Origin of the sequence: Oceanicaulis sp. (assembly GCF_965249665.1) — a bacterium.
Taxonomy (GTDB): Bacteria; Pseudomonadota; Alphaproteobacteria; order Caulobacterales; family Maricaulaceae; genus Oceanicaulis.
Genome location: NZ_OZ252247.1, coordinates 2,376,569 through 2,393,066, shown reverse-complemented (window position 1 = coordinate 2,393,066; position 16,498 = coordinate 2,376,569). Strand labels below are relative to the sequence as shown.

The 16,498-nt window shown below is 58.8% G+C and carries 23 protein-coding genes and 1 tRNA gene; 11 read left to right on the top strand and 13 right to left on the bottom strand.

What is annotated here, in order from left to right; genetic code table 11:
• Positions 1-85: 85 nt before the first annotated feature.
• A complete protein-coding gene (locus ACP154_RS11530; RefSeq protein WP_421859046.1) occupies positions 86-1,342 on the top strand; it encodes an ATP-grasp domain-containing protein in 1,257 nt (418 codons plus the stop codon).
• On the top strand, positions 1,339-2,013 hold the full coding sequence (locus tag ACP154_RS11525; protein WP_421859049.1) for a gamma-glutamyl-gamma-aminobutyrate hydrolase family protein: 675 nt from the start codon (positions 1,339-1,341) through the stop codon (positions 2,011-2,013). The genes ACP154_RS11530 and ACP154_RS11525 overlap by 4 nt, the downstream gene beginning before the upstream one ends.
• A 46-nt stretch (positions 2,014-2,059) precedes the next feature.
• On the opposite strand, the gene ACP154_RS11520 is transcribed toward ACP154_RS11525, so the two are convergent.
• From ACP154_RS11520 to ACP154_RS11505, 4 genes are all read right to left on the bottom strand, one after another.
• Positions 2,060-2,197 carry an entericidin A/B family lipoprotein gene (locus tag ACP154_RS11520; protein WP_107713097.1) on the bottom strand — a complete coding sequence of 46 codons (138 nt, stop codon included), beginning with the start codon at positions 2,195-2,197 and terminating at the stop codon, positions 2,060-2,062.
• Positions 2,198-2,359: 162 nt separating this feature from the next.
• Positions 2,360-3,934, bottom strand: coding sequence for a sensor histidine kinase (locus ACP154_RS11515; RefSeq protein WP_421859053.1), 1,575 nt, complete (start codon positions 3,932-3,934; stop codon positions 2,360-2,362).
• 26 nt (positions 3,935-3,960) lie between these two features.
• The gene (locus ACP154_RS11510; protein ID WP_421861470.1) at positions 3,961-4,539 is read right to left on the bottom strand and encodes a sigma-70 family RNA polymerase sigma factor; all 579 of its coding nucleotides are present in this window, start codon (positions 4,537-4,539) and stop codon (positions 3,961-3,963) included.
• 40 nt (positions 4,540-4,579) lie between these two features.
• Complete coding sequence (locus tag ACP154_RS11505; protein ID WP_421859055.1) at positions 4,580-4,792, bottom strand: NepR family anti-sigma factor; 213 nt, start codon at positions 4,790-4,792, stop codon at positions 4,580-4,582.
• Positions 4,793-4,960: 168 nt separating this feature from the next.
• On the opposite strand from ACP154_RS11505, the gene ACP154_RS11500 reads away from it, so the two are divergent.
• Both ACP154_RS11500 and ACP154_RS11495 read left to right on the top strand, forming a co-directional pair.
• Positions 4,961-5,734: a response regulator gene (locus ACP154_RS11500; protein WP_107713093.1), complete on the top strand. Its 774-nt coding sequence runs from the start codon at positions 4,961-4,963 to the stop codon at positions 5,732-5,734.
• Between the two features lie 202 nt (positions 5,735-5,936).
• Positions 5,937-6,662, top strand: a complete 726-nt coding sequence (locus ACP154_RS11495; protein WP_421859058.1) for a PRC-barrel domain-containing protein — start codon at positions 5,937-5,939, stop codon at positions 6,660-6,662.
• 447 nt (positions 6,663-7,109) lie between these two features.
• Here the strand turns inward: ACP154_RS11495 and ACP154_RS11490 are convergent, their stop codons facing one another.
• The 5 genes from ACP154_RS11490 to ACP154_RS11470 all read right to left on the bottom strand — a co-directional run bounded on the left by ACP154_RS11490 (position 7,110) and on the right by ACP154_RS11470 (position 9,112).
• Positions 7,110-7,913: a formate/nitrite transporter family protein gene (locus ACP154_RS11490; RefSeq protein WP_421859060.1), complete on the bottom strand. Its 804-nt coding sequence runs from the start codon at positions 7,911-7,913 to the stop codon at positions 7,110-7,112.
• Positions 7,914-7,924: 11 nt separating this feature from the next.
• Entirely contained in the window at positions 7,925-8,287 is a 363-nt protein-coding gene (locus ACP154_RS11485) for a hypothetical protein (protein WP_421859063.1), read from the bottom strand.
• Between the two features lie 10 nt (positions 8,288-8,297).
• Positions 8,298-8,582, bottom strand: coding sequence for a hypothetical protein (locus ACP154_RS11480; RefSeq protein ID WP_107713089.1), 285 nt, complete (start codon positions 8,580-8,582; stop codon positions 8,298-8,300).
• A gap of 48 nt (positions 8,583-8,630) precedes the next feature.
• Positions 8,631-8,852, bottom strand: a complete 222-nt coding sequence (locus ACP154_RS11475) for a hypothetical protein (RefSeq protein ID WP_421859066.1) — start codon at positions 8,850-8,852, stop codon at positions 8,631-8,633.
• Between the two features lie 83 nt (positions 8,853-8,935).
• A complete protein-coding gene (locus ACP154_RS11470) occupies positions 8,936-9,112 on the bottom strand; it encodes a DUF1328 family protein (RefSeq protein WP_022699625.1) in 177 nt (58 codons plus the stop codon).
• Between the two features lie 256 nt (positions 9,113-9,368).
• Here ACP154_RS11470 and ACP154_RS11465 point away from each other — a divergent pair, with 256 nt between their 5' ends.
• The 4 genes from ACP154_RS11465 to ACP154_RS11450 all read left to right on the top strand — a co-directional run bounded on the left by ACP154_RS11465 (position 9,369) and on the right by ACP154_RS11450 (position 12,014).
• Positions 9,369-9,878 (top strand): Dps family protein, encoded by a 510-nt coding sequence (locus ACP154_RS11465; RefSeq protein ID WP_421859069.1) that lies wholly within the window; start codon positions 9,369-9,371, stop codon positions 9,876-9,878.
• A 63-nt stretch (positions 9,879-9,941) separates the two neighbouring features.
• Complete coding sequence (locus tag ACP154_RS11460) at positions 9,942-11,126, top strand: mechanosensitive ion channel family protein (protein ID WP_421859072.1); 1,185 nt, start codon at positions 9,942-9,944, stop codon at positions 11,124-11,126.
• The gene (locus ACP154_RS11455) at positions 11,126-11,392 is read left to right on the top strand and encodes a DUF7218 family protein (protein WP_421859075.1); all 267 of its coding nucleotides are present in this window, start codon (positions 11,126-11,128) and stop codon (positions 11,390-11,392) included. Before ACP154_RS11460 ends, ACP154_RS11455 begins: the two co-directional genes overlap by 1 nt.
• 85 nt (positions 11,393-11,477) lie before the next feature.
• The gene (locus ACP154_RS11450; RefSeq protein WP_421859077.1) at positions 11,478-12,014 is read left to right on the top strand and encodes a hypothetical protein; all 537 of its coding nucleotides are present in this window, start codon (positions 11,478-11,480) and stop codon (positions 12,012-12,014) included.
• A 1-nt stretch (position 12,015) separates the two neighbouring features.
• On the opposite strand, the gene ACP154_RS11445 is transcribed toward ACP154_RS11450, so the two are convergent.
• Positions 12,016-12,381, bottom strand: a complete 366-nt coding sequence (locus tag ACP154_RS11445) for a YidH family protein (protein WP_421859079.1) — start codon at positions 12,379-12,381, stop codon at positions 12,016-12,018.
• A gap of 97 nt (positions 12,382-12,478) precedes the next feature.
• Here ACP154_RS11445 and ACP154_RS11440 point away from each other — a divergent pair, with 97 nt between their 5' ends.
• A complete protein-coding gene (locus ACP154_RS11440; protein ID WP_421859082.1) occupies positions 12,479-13,174 on the top strand; it encodes a hypothetical protein in 696 nt (231 codons plus the stop codon).
• A gap of 29 nt (positions 13,175-13,203) precedes the next feature.
• The gene (locus ACP154_RS11435; protein ID WP_107713083.1) at positions 13,204-13,392 is read left to right on the top strand and encodes a YqaE/Pmp3 family membrane protein; all 189 of its coding nucleotides are present in this window, start codon (positions 13,204-13,206) and stop codon (positions 13,390-13,392) included.
• 188 nt (positions 13,393-13,580) lie between these two features.
• Here the strand turns inward: ACP154_RS11435 and ACP154_RS11430 are convergent.
• A tRNA-Leu gene (locus ACP154_RS11430) sits at positions 13,581-13,665 on the bottom strand.
• A 165-nt stretch (positions 13,666-13,830) separates the two neighbouring features.
• Between ACP154_RS11430 and ACP154_RS11425 the strand changes: the two genes are divergently transcribed.
• Entirely contained in the window at positions 13,831-14,472 is a 642-nt protein-coding gene (locus ACP154_RS11425; RefSeq protein WP_421859085.1) for a methyltransferase domain-containing protein, read from the top strand.
• On the opposite strand, the gene ACP154_RS11420 is transcribed toward ACP154_RS11425, so the two are convergent.
• Complete coding sequence (locus ACP154_RS11420; protein ID WP_421859088.1) at positions 14,469-15,833, bottom strand: MATE family efflux transporter; 1,365 nt, start codon at positions 15,831-15,833, stop codon at positions 14,469-14,471. The genes ACP154_RS11425 and ACP154_RS11420 overlap by 4 nt on opposite strands.
• Before the next feature lie 129 nt (positions 15,834-15,962).
• Positions 15,963-16,460, bottom strand: coding sequence for a hypothetical protein (locus ACP154_RS11415; protein ID WP_421859090.1), 498 nt, complete (start codon positions 16,458-16,460; stop codon positions 15,963-15,965).
• Positions 16,461-16,498 lie beyond the last annotated feature (38 nt).

Here is a 16,498-nt window from a genome sequence, read left to right as displayed (position 1 = left end):
AAGAACTGCCGGGAACGACATGTGCGGTCCGCGCGTTACGACAATCATGAAGACATGCGCATTGATCACCTATGGACGCAGCCTGATGGCTTTGACCATTGCAGAGTCGGTCCGGCCTATGGTCGACCATGTTATCGGCCTGGACACGATCGGGCTGACCGCCCTGTCCTTCTCGAAATATTGCGATGAAACGCGGACGGTGAGCGAGCCTTCAGATGAGGAGGCCTACACTCGGGACATCGCGGATATCTGTGAGGAGTTTGCAGACGATACGGTCCTGATCCTGCCAGGGTTTGAAGATATGGAAGCGCTGGCGCGCCACAAATCCCTGCTGCCGACCAACGCCAGACTGGCCGCCCCGGATTGCTCATCCATCGAAAAAGTCACGCCCAAACACCATTTTGCGGCTTTGATCTGGGACAACGATATCAACGCCCCGAAAACCCAGATCTTTGAGACCGAGACAGAAGCGCAAGAAGGACCGGAGACGCCGTTCCCGATCTTGATGAAGCCGAGCCGGGGCGCAGGCGGTCGCGGGATTTCCAAGATCGCCTCACAGGATGAATACGAGGCCTATCTCAAAGCTCACGAAAACGACTATCCGCTGCTGGCGCAATCACTGGCGGATGGCGATGATTACTGTGTCAGCGCGTTGGTGCATGAAGGAGACGTCTTGGTGATGTCAGCCTACACCAATCTCGAAAACCAACCGCGCGAAGCGGGCGCCGGCGTTGTGCGTGAAACCGTCAGCACCGCTCCCTTCGAAGCGGATGTGCGCAAGATCGCCAAGGCCACCAATTGGACAGGTGTCTTCGAAGCCGATTTCATGTGGACCGGAGAGGAAGACGACGCCCCTTCTGCCATTGAGGTGAATGCGCGGTTCTGGGCTGGATTGCGTCACTCCACGCTGAGCGGCGTCGACTATGCGCGCTTGCTGGCGGAGCTGACCTTGCACGGCGCCTTGCGCTCTGAGCCGGGCACGCCGGAGATCGGCTTTCGGTCCCAAGTCCCGCTCGCCTGGCTTCCCTCCGCGATAGACGGGGCTTTCAGCGCGAGCGAGTACGCCAATCAGCTGTCTGAGAGCTGGAAGCGACTTAAGAATTCCAAAGGCTTCAGTCTGAAAAAGTTTGGACGCGTGCTCGCGTCTCTATCAGATGCGAAAGCCGCGAAAGAAGCCCTTGAGGATGTGACGCTTCGCGTGATGGACCGGTCTCATCTGGATGTGGACCTTTTGGCCAAGGATGACCCAGCCGCGGCGCTCGGCGCTCTGTTCATTGTGTCGCATCTGGCCAAGTACGGCGAGCTGCCGCCAGAAATCAGCTTTGACTCGGTTGGATCATGACACGTCCTGTCATTGGCTATGTGACCGCCCCCAAGGGCGACATATTGTTGTCTGTACTTGTGGACGCCGTGATCCGCCTGTCCGGCGGCAAGCCGGTGCGGGTGAAGAACGCGCCCACTTCGGGGAAGCGCCGGTTAGACGGCCTGATCCTGATGGGCGGCCTGGACATCCATCCGAGCCAGTATGACGCCTCCGTTGAAGTTGAGAGCCAGTTTGATCCCGATCGGGACGCACTTGAAATCAGCTGGCTTCAACATGCGAAAGATCACGATCTGCCGGTCATGGGCGTTTGTCGCGGCCTGCAAATGCTCAACGTCTTTTATGGTGGAGATCTGCACCAGACGCTGGACCCCGACATGACGCGCGACTGGCCGAACGGCCCGATCGGCTACACCTTTTTCAGAAAGCCGATCACGCTGATCGGGGAAAGCCTTCTGGCTGACTGTGTTGCGCCTCACGAGAGCGTTCGGGTGAACAGTCTTCACCGCCGGGCCGTGCGCAAGGTTGCACCAGGATTTCACGCGGTCGCCTGCGGAGAGCGAGGCGGCGTTCAGGCCATTCAGGCAGACACTGCACCCTTGCGGCTAGGCGTTCAATTCCACCCCGAATTACTTGTATACAGACGTGATATGAGACGTCTATTCAGGACTTTCATCAAGCAATGCCAATGAAAAAGGCCCCGTCAAATGACGGGGCCTTTTCAAAACAGGACTGAGCCTAGTTTCGGTTTTCTTCTGCCGTGTCTTCAATAGCATCGCCAGCTTCTTCGATATCGCGACCTGCACCTGCAATAGTGTTGCATCCGGTCAACAAAAGCGTAGCGACAGCAAAAGCACAAAGAACAACGTATTTCATAGAAACCTCCTGGGTTATGGCCTCAATAAAACGCGCCAGCACACAAGGCGTTCCCTTAATGTCAGTCGTTTTCTTCGCCCACCTGCAGAACAAAATCCATGCCGCCATCTGCATTGGGTTCAGACCAGGTCCGGCCGTCCAGCTGCATGGCGAACGCCTCCATCAATGACGAGCCCGTGCCCTGTGATGCATGCTCCCCATGCCCTCGCCGTCATCAGAGACCCGCAAGATCAGGGCTTCAGGCTCGGTGGCGCTCAAGGAGATCAGAATGCGCCCCTGGGTGCGCTGGGTGAAGGCGTGCTTGTAGGCGTTGGTGACAGCCTCCGCCACGAAGAGTGCGATCGGCACTGCTGTATCCGGTTCAAAGGACACTTCATCGCACTCCGCCTGCACGCTGACAGCACGCGATCCGTCATCGCTGGCCTGCTGGAGATTTAGCGCAAGCTCCCTGAGGAAACCCGGCATGTAAACCGCTCTCAGATCATCCGCCTCATACAGGCTGCGGTGGACGAGCGACAAAGCGTTGATGCGGCGGCGCGCCTCCATTAACGCCATGCGGGCCTCCCCGTCTGTCATCCGCCCCGCCTGAAGATTGAGCAGGCTAACGATGATCTGCAGGTTGTTTTTGACCCGGTGGTGAATTTCGCGAAGCAATGCGCCACGCTGCTCGACCGACGCTTCAAGCTCGCTTTGCTGCTTGTCCAGGGACGACGCCATCTCGCCCATGGTGTTCGCCAGCTCCCGGATTTCGCTCGGTGCATTGCGCGCCCGGACCGGCACGACGTCCAGACGTCCGCCGCCATACACCGCAGCGATCCGGCGTAAATATCCCAACCAGCGCAGGACGTAATGGTCGACGGCCAACCATACACTCACAAGCGCCAAAGCGTACATCAACAAAGGCACCAGAAAGGTCACGGCGACTGACACCAGCCCCCATTGCGTCGTCGGTGTGGGTGAGATCAGCAGCAAGGCGAGCTGTCCCCCGACAAGGGGGGCGAGCACAGCGGGTCTGTCTTCGCCTTCAAACCGAATACGTGTCGGTTGGGGCTCATCGATCAGTTGGACGCTTTGAAGCAAATCGTCCTGAATTTCGATGCTCGCTGGCATGAGCGTACGCGAACGGTCCACTTCGCGCGCCTCAGTCGGCGTGACGAGCAGGACCTGACTGCCATCCGCCATGGCGTTGTCGATGAGGATTCTTGAGGCGCGCAGCACATCAATGGCAGCTGCCGCCGTGCCTCTGAAATCAGGCCCGTCTCCAAGACGGTTCGCGACCACGAGAATGGGGGTTCTGGAGACCGGTCCCATCAAAACACCGGACACGGTTTGCTGCTCACCGCTACTCAGCGCCGCGTGCCACTCCTCTGACGCCATATTCAGGTCCTGGGCTTCTTCAAGACCGGTGCAAATGATTTCGCCATTCGCATCCGTCAGAGCAATGTTGGTCAGGACGGAATCGCCGCGGGCGATTTGCGCCATGGCCCGGCTGCATCCCCCCGGCGCGCTCATGAAAGCGAACCCCCGCGTGGAGACAGCATCGACTACGCCTTGCGCCCGCGCGATGGATTCATTGAGCTCGGACGCCGCCAAAGCGCCCAGAATGATCATGCGATCACTCTGCACGCGTTGCTCTTCACGCGCTTCGCTCCAGGTTTGCGCCATGGCGATTAACAAGAGCGGGAACAGCGCAACAGCAAGGACCAGGGCGAGTACGAAACGTAATCGCCCGGTCATGGCGCCCCCAGGGTTGAAAGGCATGGTCAGCGCGCCTGCTCTGCCAGGTCGCTGACATGACCAAGCAGCGTGTCCACCGCGTCAGAGGCGGCGACGCCATCTGCGTTTGCCTTAGCGGCCGGTCCGGCTTTCATGATGCCTTCCAAAGCCAGACGCGCCCGCGAAACACGACTTTTCACGGTTCCTGTCGCGCAACCGCAAATCTCCGCCGCTTCATCATAGGAATAGCCGCCCGCTCCGACCAGTATGAGCGCTTCACGCTGATCTTCGGGCAATTCAGCAAGACCACGTCTTAATTCGTCCAGAGCTACAACCTGTTCCTGGTTGTCGACAGCCGGCAAAGTTCGCTCCGCAAGCTCCTGATCCCAATCCGCCTGGCGCCAGGATCGACGTTTGTTGGAGTAGAACTGATTGCGCACGATGGTCAGGACCCAAGCGCGAAAGTTCGTTCCAGCTTTGAATTTGTCGCGTGCAGACCAGGCTTTCATCATGGCGTCTTGAGCCAGATCGTCCGCGCTTGCTGCATCGCCTGTCAGACTTCGTGAAAAGGCGCGCATGTGAGGAATGGCTTCGGTTAGTTCTTTTCGAAACTCCGCCTGAGGCATGAGTTCGGAGGCCGTTAGGCCAGCGCCGTCTGAACCGGACTTACTCATGAGAGTCATCCTTGCCGTCGGCGCGCTCGGACTCGCCTTGTTCCAGCCGGTCAAGAAGGTCTTCAAAAGCGTCCGGCACGCCCTCTTCGACCACGGAATCAAACATCTTGCGCAATCCAGCGCCAAGGTTTTCCTGCTGCTTGCGAGTCCGCTGCAGCAGCGCAGGGTCTAGCTTGGCGGCAGCCCTGTTTTTATCCTCAGACATTGCCATTAATATTCGCCATTCTCACATAGATAGATCTTACAGAATACATCTGCCGTATAAGAGGAACGAGCAAACTGGGATCGGGTTCCCAAAAAACTGAATTTTTTTGGAACCGTTTGGATCGTTGTTCGTTTGTTGCTTGGTATTTTTTGTGGGGAGAGCCCGACTATGAGTTTTGTTACAGCGATACGGTCACATATTCCCTACCTGCGCCGGTATGCGCGCATCCTGACGGGATCACAACAAAGCGGTGACGCCCATGTGCGCGCCTGTCTGGAGGCGGCTGTTGAAGGCAATGAGGAACTGGGACGGGATTTACCGCCTCATGTCGCACTCTTCCAGTTGTTCCACGCGTGCTGGAACAGCCAGCTTGACGTCACCGATCCCTCAGACAGCCAAAACCCGCTGTCGCATGTCACACCCAAAGCCCGACAAGTCATGCTGCTCACGTCCGTCGAAGGGTTCTCCATCGAGGATGTGGCCTCCATTCTGCGCATCGGCGACGATGAGGCTCAGGCTCTGCTGGTCTCAGCACAACAAGAGCTGAACGCCGGGCTCGCCACTCGCGTGATGATCATTGAGGACGAACCTGTGATCGCCCTTGATCTGCGAGCTATCGTGGAGAATGCCGGCCATACGGTCACCGGCGTGGCTCGAACCCGCGACCAGGCCGTGGAGCTGGCCCAAAAATCCCCGCCCGGGCTCGTTCTCGCTGATATTCAGTTGGCGGACGACAGCTCGGGCATCGACGCCGTGAAAGATATACTGGGCGAGATGAACCTGCCGGTGATCTTCATCACCGCCTATCCCGAACGCTTGCTGACCGGCGAGAAACCGGAACCGACCTATCTGGTGACCAAGCCCTTCATGCCCGAAACCGTCACAGCCACAATGAGCCAGGCGCTGTTCTTCTTCGACAAGGAAGCTGTTGCGGCTGAATAAAAAGCAAGCACAAGCAAGATACGCATATAAAAACGCCGGGATAAAAATCCCGGCGTTTTTATATGCGTCAGACAATGTGTCAGAATCAAGAGGATTCGACACAATAGTTTCGCGAAATCGCCCAACTGTATTATGGAACCAGCGCAAGCTCACGACGTTTCCTAATTGCGTTCGAATTGATCGCTAGCAAAAGGAGACAGTTATGTTGAACAAGCTGATGCTGACCACCTCGATCGCTCTGGTTTCCACCACCGCTCTCGCAACGGCGCAAGCCCAGGATGCGACAGCACACATGGAAACGGAGTCCCATGTCGAAGCCGCCATGATGGCGGACACCATCAAGGCGTCCGACGTTGTCGGCGCGGATCTCGAATACGCAGACGGCGCCTCCGCCATCACGGACATCCGGATGAGCGATGCAGGCGACCCCGAAGCGCTGATTATCTCCCGCGGCGGCTTCCTGGGACTGTTTGACGAGGAAGTTGCAGTGTCCACAATCGCTGCAAACCTGTCTTATGGTGCGGAAGGCGAGCTAGTCGTGACCGCGTCCATCACAGACGATCAGCTGGATGACGCCGAGGTCATTGAGAACAGCCCGTTTACCGTCTCTGTCGAAGACCAACGTGAAGACGGCGATCTGTTTTACAGCGATCTGACCGGATCTGCCATCGTGAACGCCCAGGGCGAAACCATCGCCCATATCGAAGACGTGGAGTTCACTGCGCAAGGCGACACCGAGTACGCCATCATCCGTGATGGCGGGTTCATCGGCTTCGGCGGCAATGTCGGCCGCGTTGACTTTGACGCTCTTGAGCTTGGTTACACCACTGAAGCTGGCTGGACTGTCTCAGCCGATCTGACGTCGGAAGATGTCGAGATGCTCGAAGAGACTCCGGTCAACGCCGGCGCCTATCTTGACGGCCGCTAAGTCTCTAAGGTCTGACCAACCTTTTATCTGGGGGCGCGCTTCGGCGCGCCCCTTTTTTTGTGTGCTCACCGCCATGATCTGCAACAGTTGCTGAGTGACGCCGCCAGGAGCCATCGGCCTCCTTGCTCTTGCAAGATGAATTGGGTCGCTGTGAGAGCGATCGATGCTTTGACGCTTGCGAGGCTTGAGCAAGGGTGAGCGAGTTAGATCCCCTGGCCAACCCTGAAGCCAAGCTGAACACCGCATCTGAGCGCATCAGCGCGAGAACACAGTTGGCGCTATCAGCAGAAACGCAAAAGCCGCCCTCAAGAAGAGGACGGCTCTATTTGCGTTGTGCGAGGTTCGGTCAGGGGGAGGATCAACCTCGCAACACACTCTTGGCGTCCCTTTAGGCCAGGGACATCGAAACAACGCCTCAGGTCGCAATACGTTCCGACCTGAACCCGTCTATTCGATTTCTTCGTGCACCTGGCCGTACGCCAAGCCTGCAAACAGCGCCGCACCGCCCAAAGTATTGCCGATGAGAACGGGAATGATGAAGCTGATTGCGTCGCCAACGCCCCAACTGCCCGCGACGATCAGGACGGTCGCTTCCACGGTGCCGGCTACGATGTGCGGAAAGCCGCCAGCGCCCACCAGATAAGTCACAATGAACACCGTCCCGAGCTTTTCATAGGGCAGGCCGGGTAATGACCAGGCCATCAGCCCGATCAGGAAGCCGGCTGGCAACGCAGCAATGAAATTGCCCGCTATGTCGCGATGCATGATGTGAGAGGATGCCGTGACCATCGCGTCAAACAGCTCTGGGTCGGTCACATGACTGAGCACTGAACCGATCACGACGGCCCCCACCAGATTGCCGAACAAGACAATTGCCCAAAGCCGCATCAACAAGCGTACAGATCTCCAGCGCCGATGCTTGGTCACAGGCAGAACCGCCGTCAGCGTGTTTTCCGTGAACAATTGCATGCGCGCCATTGCGATCAGCAAAAAGCCCGCCGGGTATCCGGCAGCAATCGCCAGATAGCTCCAGTCAGCATCTCCGACAGCGCGCTCGATTGCGCCCATCAGCAAAACGGACGCGCCCATGGCGAGTCCGGCTGTCAACGCGGAATACAATAAAGAGCTGGAGGGGCGCAGAAGCTCCTCTTTGCCCGTCTCAGCAATGATGGAATAAAGCGTTTTAGACGCAATTTCGCTGCGCGCCGCTAATCGCTTGGCGCGCAGCTCCTGATCATTCTTTTTTGACAAGGGAAGACCCTTCAGCTGGAGGCCGCAAACTTTGAGAGGGCTGTTAGAGCCAGTTTTGGCTTTCGAGCCAAAAGCGCGCCCAAACCCATCAAGGCTGCCGTGGTTTGCAGCGGTTTACGTTTCATAGCGGTCTCAACCAGCGTCAGAGGCGACGCGGCGCCCGAGGGCGCTTGAGCCGGTGGTTTGCTCGCCTTGGCTCTCCACAACAGTGTCGCCGCGGCGATTGAACCCAGGCATGCATAAATAGAGCCGACCAGGGCGCTGGCCACCCATGGGGAGTACTGGTTTGACGCCCAGCTCCATCCCGCATGGGTGGCGAATACTGCGCCGAGTACAGGCCCGATGAGCGCGATAGCTATCAGAAGCGCGTTCACAGTGCGTCTCCTAGCGACGCATCAACAGGGCGCCGAGAAACCCTGCGCCAATCGCGGCGCCGCAGGCGCCAAGCGGGTTCTCACGAATGAGCTCACGCAATTGGTCAGGCGCTTCTTCTGCAGCGTCCAAGCCGTCCTCGATTGCGGAACGTCCGGCTTTGACACCCGATTCCCCGCTTTGCTGGACGATCTTGGACAAGTCGCCGACCAACTGATCCATATCCGCACGCAGCGCATCCAGATCAGATTTCAGCTCTTCAGTCGTAACATCGGACTTAGCAGTGGCGCGTGCCATGTCGCTCTCCTTTGTGTTTTGAAGGGGATGATGGTCGCAAAACCAAATTTAGCGAGGCGGTTCGTCGGTCGCGTCCTCGATGGCGTCTTCGGCGTCATCAGCCGCGTCATCCAGGTTTTCACCAGCTTCCTCGAACGTACCTTGCTCTTCGCCAGTTACGTCCTCGATCGCCTCATCAACGTCTTCGCCAGCGTTTTCAGCCGGACCGTCTGAGCAGGCCGCAGCAGCCATAAAAAACGGGGCGATAAACAGCGGGGCAAACTGTTTCATGATCAACATCCTTTTTTGTTGAAGTCTGTCAGATGAAGTCTGGCGACTGTTACGCCGCCAGACTTCTCATAAAGGCTCTACGTTCAGGCTCGGGGTGAGCGTCCACGCAGGGCGCCAAACAGCAGCGACACCACAAACAGCACCAGAAAGACAAAGAACAGAACTTGCGCGATTGAGGCCGCGCCGGCTGCAATGCCGCCAAAACCGAAGAGGGCCGCGATCAGGGCGACGACGAAAAATCCAAGGGCCAGTCTCAACATGGTGTAGCTCCTTCAACATTAAACAGTCCCCCAATCAACGCCCTCGCCCATATCCGGTTCCCAAAATTTTCAGAAAAAACCACTACAGTTTCAGCTCGTATAATAAAGCATAGTTTTTGCCTGAGGGTCCGCGCTGGCCCTTTTCAATAGATGTGTTTTTGTGAGACGTGTCGAATGCGGCAGGTTTACTGTCAATTTTTGGAACCCATCCGTCACGACCCGCGTTGAAAGGGTCCGCAACTGATGGAGAACTGAGATGAGCAGCACCGCTCTCGCGTCCAAGTCCGCCGCATTCGCCCCGAAATCCGGCATCGAAGCCGAAGATCGCACCCAGATTGCTGGCGCACTGGGCAAGGTGCTCGCCGACAGCTACATGCTGTTTATCAAGACCCAAGGCGTGCACTGGAATGTGGTCGGCCCAACCTTCTACAGCCTGCACAAGTTGACTGAAGAGCATTACGAGAATCTCTATCACGCCATTGACGAGCTGGCCGAGCGGATCCGCGCCTTGGGAGAAAAAGCCCCGGCTTCCTATCGCAAGTACGGCGAGCTGTCAGAGATCCGCGATTACGATCTGGAACAATCTGCTGACGCGCATGTGCGCATGCTGGTGGACGACCACCGCACCGCGGTCAAATCCATGCGCGACGCCATCGAATGGTGCGAAGACAAGAAAGATTTCGTCACTGCCGACATGCTGATCGAGCGCATGAGCTGGCACGAAGAGGCGATCTGGATGCTCAACGCCATCATCGCAAAGCAATAAGATCATTTTTGACTTTGCAAAAGCGGGCCTGCGGGTCCGCTTTTTCATATGCGGGGACCTGTCATGACCCAAGCTCCGGATACAGAAGCTTCAAACACCCTCAACGCTGTCGAGGAAAACGTTCAGGGCGTCGTCGAGCAAGGGCGCATGGCCTTTACTGAACTTCTGGACTGGATCGCCGAGGATACTCAATCGGTGACCCTGGCGCTTTCACTCACCCTGGCAGTGACCATCACCGCGCTCTTGATAAAATGGGGCGTGTCGTTTGCGCGCCAGCGCCTGGATCAAAGCAGTCTGGCCCACGTTATGTTGGGAACGGCAGAGCGGCTGTCCGCCATGACCTTTTTGATCATCGGCGCCGCTATCGGACTGAGCGTAACATCCTCGCCTCAAAGCGTTCTGGACGCCATCTGGTATATCCTGGGCCTGGTGTTGATCATACAGGTCGCAGCGATCTTTCGCGGTTTGGCTGTCGATCTGGTGCAGCGTCGCGCCTTACAGCGCGCAGACAGCCGCAGCGCTGTCTGGAACGGCATCGCCATCATCAAATGGGCGATCAGCACCTTTATCTGGTCAGCGGCTTTTCTGGTCCTGCTCGATAACGCCGGCGTGGACATCACCGCCCTGATTGCAGGTCTCGGCATTGGCGGCATCGCTATCGGCCTGGCGGCTCAGGGATTGTTCAGCGACCTGTTCGCCGGCATCTCGATCCTGTTCGACAAACCCTTCAAACGCAATGACTTGATCGAGTTTGGCGAATGTCTGGGCACGGTCAGCAAGATTGGACTGAAAACCACACGCCTGCGTTCCTTGTCCGGCGAAGAGATCGTCATCCGCAACACCAATCTGCTCGACATGACGATCCGCAATTTTCAACGGCTCGAAGAGCGGCGCTGGCTGTTTCAGATCGGTGTGACCTATCAGACCGCCGCGGATCAGCTGGAGCAGATCCCGGACTGGATCAAAGCCATTATCGACGAGACCGACCAGGCCCGTTTTGAACGCGCTCATTTCGCCCGCTTCGCCGACAGCGCAATGGAGTTTGAGATTGTCTGTCACGCCCAGAGTCTGGACTACGCTGTTTACATGGACGTGCGTCACGCCGTGAATCTCGCCCTCGTGCGCAAGTTCGCAGATGAGGGCGTGGAGTTCGCCTACCCCACGCGCACCTTGATGCTCGCTCGCGATGACGGCTCGGTCGTCGATCCCGCCACAACGCCACAGCCCCCAGCAAACGGAGACGAATAATGACAAAGGATCATGGTCCGTCCGTGAAGGATGACGAAACCTATGAAGCCCTGCGCGAGGAGGGCGCGTCCAAATCCAAAGCCGCCCGCATCGCCAACGCCCAGGCGTCCGATGACAGCGACGCCGCTGCAAAAGGGGGCGCCCACGACGCCTATGAAGACTGGACGAAAGATGCGTTGTACGACCGCGCCCAGGAGATCGGCATCGACGGGCGCTCGAGCATGACCAAGAGCGAGCTGATCAAGGCGCTGCGCGACGGCCAATAGCCGCCCTGAACACTTCAGCTCTTCTCTGAAGGGAACTGTTTCGCCTCCCTGACGTTAGTCTTTCATACAAAATCGGGAGGACGCCATGTTCGCAACTACTGCCGTTTTGATTGCTATGCAAGCTGCGCAGGCTCCGGACGCGCAAGTTCGCGGTCCCGTCCTAAGCACGTTTGTCGCGCAATTACAGGCTGAGTTCCAGGGCCCAAGCGACAGCGCCTGGTCCATCCCGTTGGGCGGCGCGGACAGCGCGGCGTTGATCCCGACTATTTCTGCTCAGAATGAAAGCCGTGCTGACAGTGACGAGCTGTCCGCTTTCGGACTCGGCCTGGAGCTGGAGACGAGTCCGCTCGCCTTTGGGTCCATCTCACGTTTGAGCCTGATCGTGTCCTATGATGAGGAGACGGTCATCATGCGTCCGGGCGGCGGCGGTATCAGCGCTCTGACCCGCGTGGCAGGCGAAGTCGGCGTGGCGGACGGATTTGCGGGCGTTGGCATGTCACTGAATGATCATGGCGCAGTCACCGCAGGGTATATTCGTCAGAACCGGGAAATACGGTTTGGCGAAAACAGTTGGAACGCGCGATCTGATTTTATCGGCCTGAGCTATCGCCAGGCGTGGTGATCTAGACCAGCCAGATCACCAGGACCGCCCCCAGGGCGCCCAGGCACAATCCTGCAGACACTACATCTCCCAGCCAGTTTGAGCGCCCTTCAAGACAATGGGCGCTCAGCGATCGTGCGACGGCCCGGTCCCGCAACCGACCCATCACGATCAACCCCACCGCCAGCATCATGAACAGGCTGGAGATCATCTTGGCGATCCAGGTGGGCTCAAAGCTGTCAAAAACCACCTGCATCCCCAGCCCAACGCCGATGGCGGCCAGCGCTGTGCGCAGCCAGCTGGCGAAGGTGCGCTCGCTGGCCATCAGCGTGCGGTCTTCCGCAAAGTTTGTCCGCTCTTCAGCAAGTTCGGTCTTGGCGACGGTCATTGTGATTCCCTGAAAAACCGGGAACCGGACGTCCCATGGCACGTTTCTAAACCAAGCCTGAACATACATGAAGGAGGCCCTGACGATGAAGACCGCTATGACCTTGACTGCGATCGTGGCTCTGGCCGGATTGTCAGCGACCGCCTTCACCCAAAATCTTGACGCCCCACAGAATACCCTGGTCAACGAAACGGCTGACGGCAAGGCGTTCTATCTGGCCTCCACGCTCTTGCAATCGCGCCTGGCGTTTACTGACGGGGAGCTCCCCATCAAGGACTTGCTGGTGGATGAAGCCGGCAATCTGCACGCCATCGTCGTTGATCATCCCAATTGGCTGGACGGCGATGCCGCGATCGCAGCCGACCTCGTCTATCTGGCCGGCGCGCCCGGCGTTGAGACACTGCGCGCCGACATCACGCGCGAAGAGTTCCAGATGCTCGCTCAGGGCGGCGGATACGAACCTATCGGTTTGAGCTGGGCGGCTGAATATCGTGAGGCGAATTCGGCGCGCGCCCTATTGGGGCAATCCATTCAGGTCAGCGCCACTGCGCCCGATATCGCGATTGACGACCTTGAAATCAGTCAGGGCGGCGCCGTCATGGCCGTGCATTTTGAAGACAGCGGCTGGCTCGCCTTTGATGCGCTGGACGGCCGCATTCCGGTGAACGCCCTGCACTTTGACTATGAGGCCCCTCAAGGCTGGAGCGTCGCCACGACTGTGAATGACGCACAGATCAACGCGTTGGCGGGCCGCGACACCTCGTTGTTTCTGAGTGCGTCCAACGCGTCCTGATCCGCTAATCCATACAAAGGAGACCCACTATGAGTGCTCAATCCACTGCGACTGGCGGCGACATTCTGCGCCTGATCCTGGCCATTCTTCTGCCGCCGCTCGGCGTGTTCTTCCAGGTCGGCCTTGGCCTTCATTTCTGGCTGAACATTGTCCTGACCCTGTTCGGCTATGTTCCCGGCATCATTCACGCCGTCTGGATCATCGCCACCCGCCGCTAGACCGGCACATCGCCAAACTGATCATCGGGCGCTGGAGCTTTCCCCCTCCAGCGCCCGAAGTCTGTCTGGCTTCGGCCCACCCCCCTCATAATACGCAAACCCGAACCCAACGGGTTCGCATGGGCTAACGCCCGCCCGCAGCTTTAGCGAGGACTGACCGAACGGAGGCGAGGGAGACAAAGAAGAAATGGTGCGGGTGAGAAGACTCGAACTTCCACGTCATAAGACACTGGTACCTAAAACCAGCGCGTCTACCAATTCCGCCACACCCGCACAGGCAAGGCAGGCCGGAGAATTAGCTCTTAGGCTATGCCGCGGTCAATCTGCCTTTGCGGTGGCGAGACATCCCAAAGCCGCGCGCCAGACCTGTAACTGCATCTGGACCTTAGATGCCAGCGCTTCATCATGTCTGCAGCTTTCACCATGAGAGATCGCATCATGACGTCGGATCGCCCCGCACCACCCCCTTCAGACACTCCCCCGTCAGAAGACCGTAGCGGCATTGACTGGGAAGCGCGGTTTCAGGCCGATGACGCGCCCTGGGAGCGTCAAGGCCTGCACCCCGCCTTGATCGACTGGCTGGATTCAGGCGTTTTGAAACCGGGTCAGACTGTCCTGACCCCCGGCTGCGGGCGCAGCCAAGAGCCGGCATACCTGGCGCAGCATGGGCTGAGCGTCATCGCCACAGATATCGCGCCCAGCGCCATCGCCTGGCAAAAGGCGCGCTTTGACAGTGCAGGCGTCACCGCTCAGGCGTTTGAAACAGACGCTCTCGCCTGGCGTCCGGAAACGCCGGTTGATGTGCTGTACGAGCAGACATTTCTGTGCGCCATCCACCCCCAAAAGCGCGAAGACTATGAAGCCATGGCCCATGCCAGTTTGAAACCGGGCGGGCTGTTTCTGGCTTTGTTCATGCAGAAATCCGAGCGCGGCGGTCCGCCCTATGGCTGCGGCCTTAACGCCATGCGCGCCCTGTTCACCGAAGACCGCTGGCGCTGGCCCGAGGCCGACCCGCGCCCCTACCCCCATGGCGGGCTGAACGACAAGGCTGAACTGGGCATGGTGCTGACGCAGCTCTAGCGCTTGCCGCCCTCTTTCGCCGTCAAAGGCGCATATCTGAGCACCAGGAACCCGATCAGCAGACCAGAGATCAGATTGGCGGCGAACAAGCCCCAGATGACGCCGCCTGCGCCGCCCAGAAACCCGCCAAGCCAGCTCAAGGGGATGATCAACACCAGCCCCCGGAAGGCATTGCAGGCCACGCCCAGCAAGGGTCGACCCAGGCCGTTAAAGCCCGCCGCGGCCGCCATCGCCACGCCATAACCGCCCATGGCGAACGGCGCGATCGCCCAATACGCCACGGCCATGGCCTGCCCGTCCTCGGACGGCAGGAAGACCGGCGCCAGGAAACTCCCAGCCAGCAGAAGCAAGACCGCCATCGACGCGCCCCAGCCCCAGCAAAAGATGAAGGACTTCACAAAAGCTTCGCGGACTCGGTGATCCAGCCCGGCGCCTCCGTTCTGACCGGTGATGGGACCGATTGAGCCTGACAGGGCGAAGAGCGGGATCAGCGCCAGCGCCTCCACCCGCATCCCCACGCCGAGCCCCGCCACTGCGGGTTCGCCATAGGGCGCGATGGCCGCGAAGACCAGCGTATTGGCCAATGGCCCGATCATGTTGGAGCCCGAAGCCGGGGCGCCGATCCGGGCGATCTCGCGCCAGTTCCACAACAGGGTGTCGACACCGGGCCAGCTGAAATCGATCAGTTTCTCGCGAAAGATCAGAACGCCCATAGCGATAAGGAACACCGCCATATTCGCGATTAGCGTCGCCAGCGCGGCGCCCGTCACTTCCATGGCCGGAATGGGACCCAGGCCAAAGATCAGGATCGGGTCCAGCACCATATTGATTACTGCGGCGATGATCATGATCACGCTGGGCACGATGGCGTCGCCCATGGCCCTGAGCAGATTGCTGGCCACCATGGGGCCGACCATGAAGACTGCGCCGGCAAACCAGATCGTCATGTACTCACGCACGTAGGGCATCATAGACTCTGTCGCGCCCATCGCCCTGAAAACCGGACCGATCAGCGGAATGCCCATCACGCTGACCAGCAGAACCACGATGAAGGACAAGGTGATGGCGTCTGTCGCCACGCGGCGGGTGGACTCGCCATCGCCGCGCCCGGCGGCGCGCGCCACCACAGACACAGCCCCCGCGCCCAGACCGATGGAAACGCTCATGACCAGCATGGCGACGGGGAAGACAAACTGGACGGCGGCCAGCTGGTCCGTTCCAAGCTTGCCGACCCAATAAGCGTCGATCACCCCCACCAGCATCATGGCGAGGATGCCAAAGCTCATCGGGGCGACAAGGCGCAGGATATGGCCGAAGACCGGCCCCTGCGTCAGATCATTGGAGGCGCGAGTGGAAGCCATGAAAGCGCTTTCAGGAATCAGAAAATCAAACAGCGCCATAGGTAGGGCGCCCTATGGCGCTGTTCCATGTCTTTCATGGAAAAGCTCTGTTCACATCTGCTGTCGGCGCCGATCCGCCACCCTGCCCTGTTACTGGGTGCGAGTGATGGATGTGTAGCGAATGCGGGCCGAACTATGCTCGACCGACAGCTCAGGCAGACCACACACCTCTGACCGCGTCTCGCCGACCTCCATCAGCTCAAACCTCGCGCAATCTGCTTCGCCTTGCGCCCGGCCGGTCTCATGGATTGTCGACGTCGATAGCCCTGTGCTGACTGGATAGATATAGGCGAATGGAAAGTCATAGCTGAAGGCGTAAGTAAAGGCGCCTTCACCGGCCTCTGTGAGCGCAAATTGCGATGCGCAATGCTCATACTGCACATCCGCATCAGAGCTGCTCATCGCGATGCAATTGCCGGTGAATTCAAACTCGATCATATAGTCCTGACCATAGGCGGCGGCATTTGAAGAGATCACCACCTCCCAGACCTGGCCTCGCATCGGATCATCGTCAGAGAGCGCGGTCGCGTGTCCACAGCCGAGCACTCCAAAACCTGAAGCAACGAGTGTTATGGTCAACATACGCATGAGCGCCCCTCCCCTGAAAACAGAGGGCACTCTTGCAC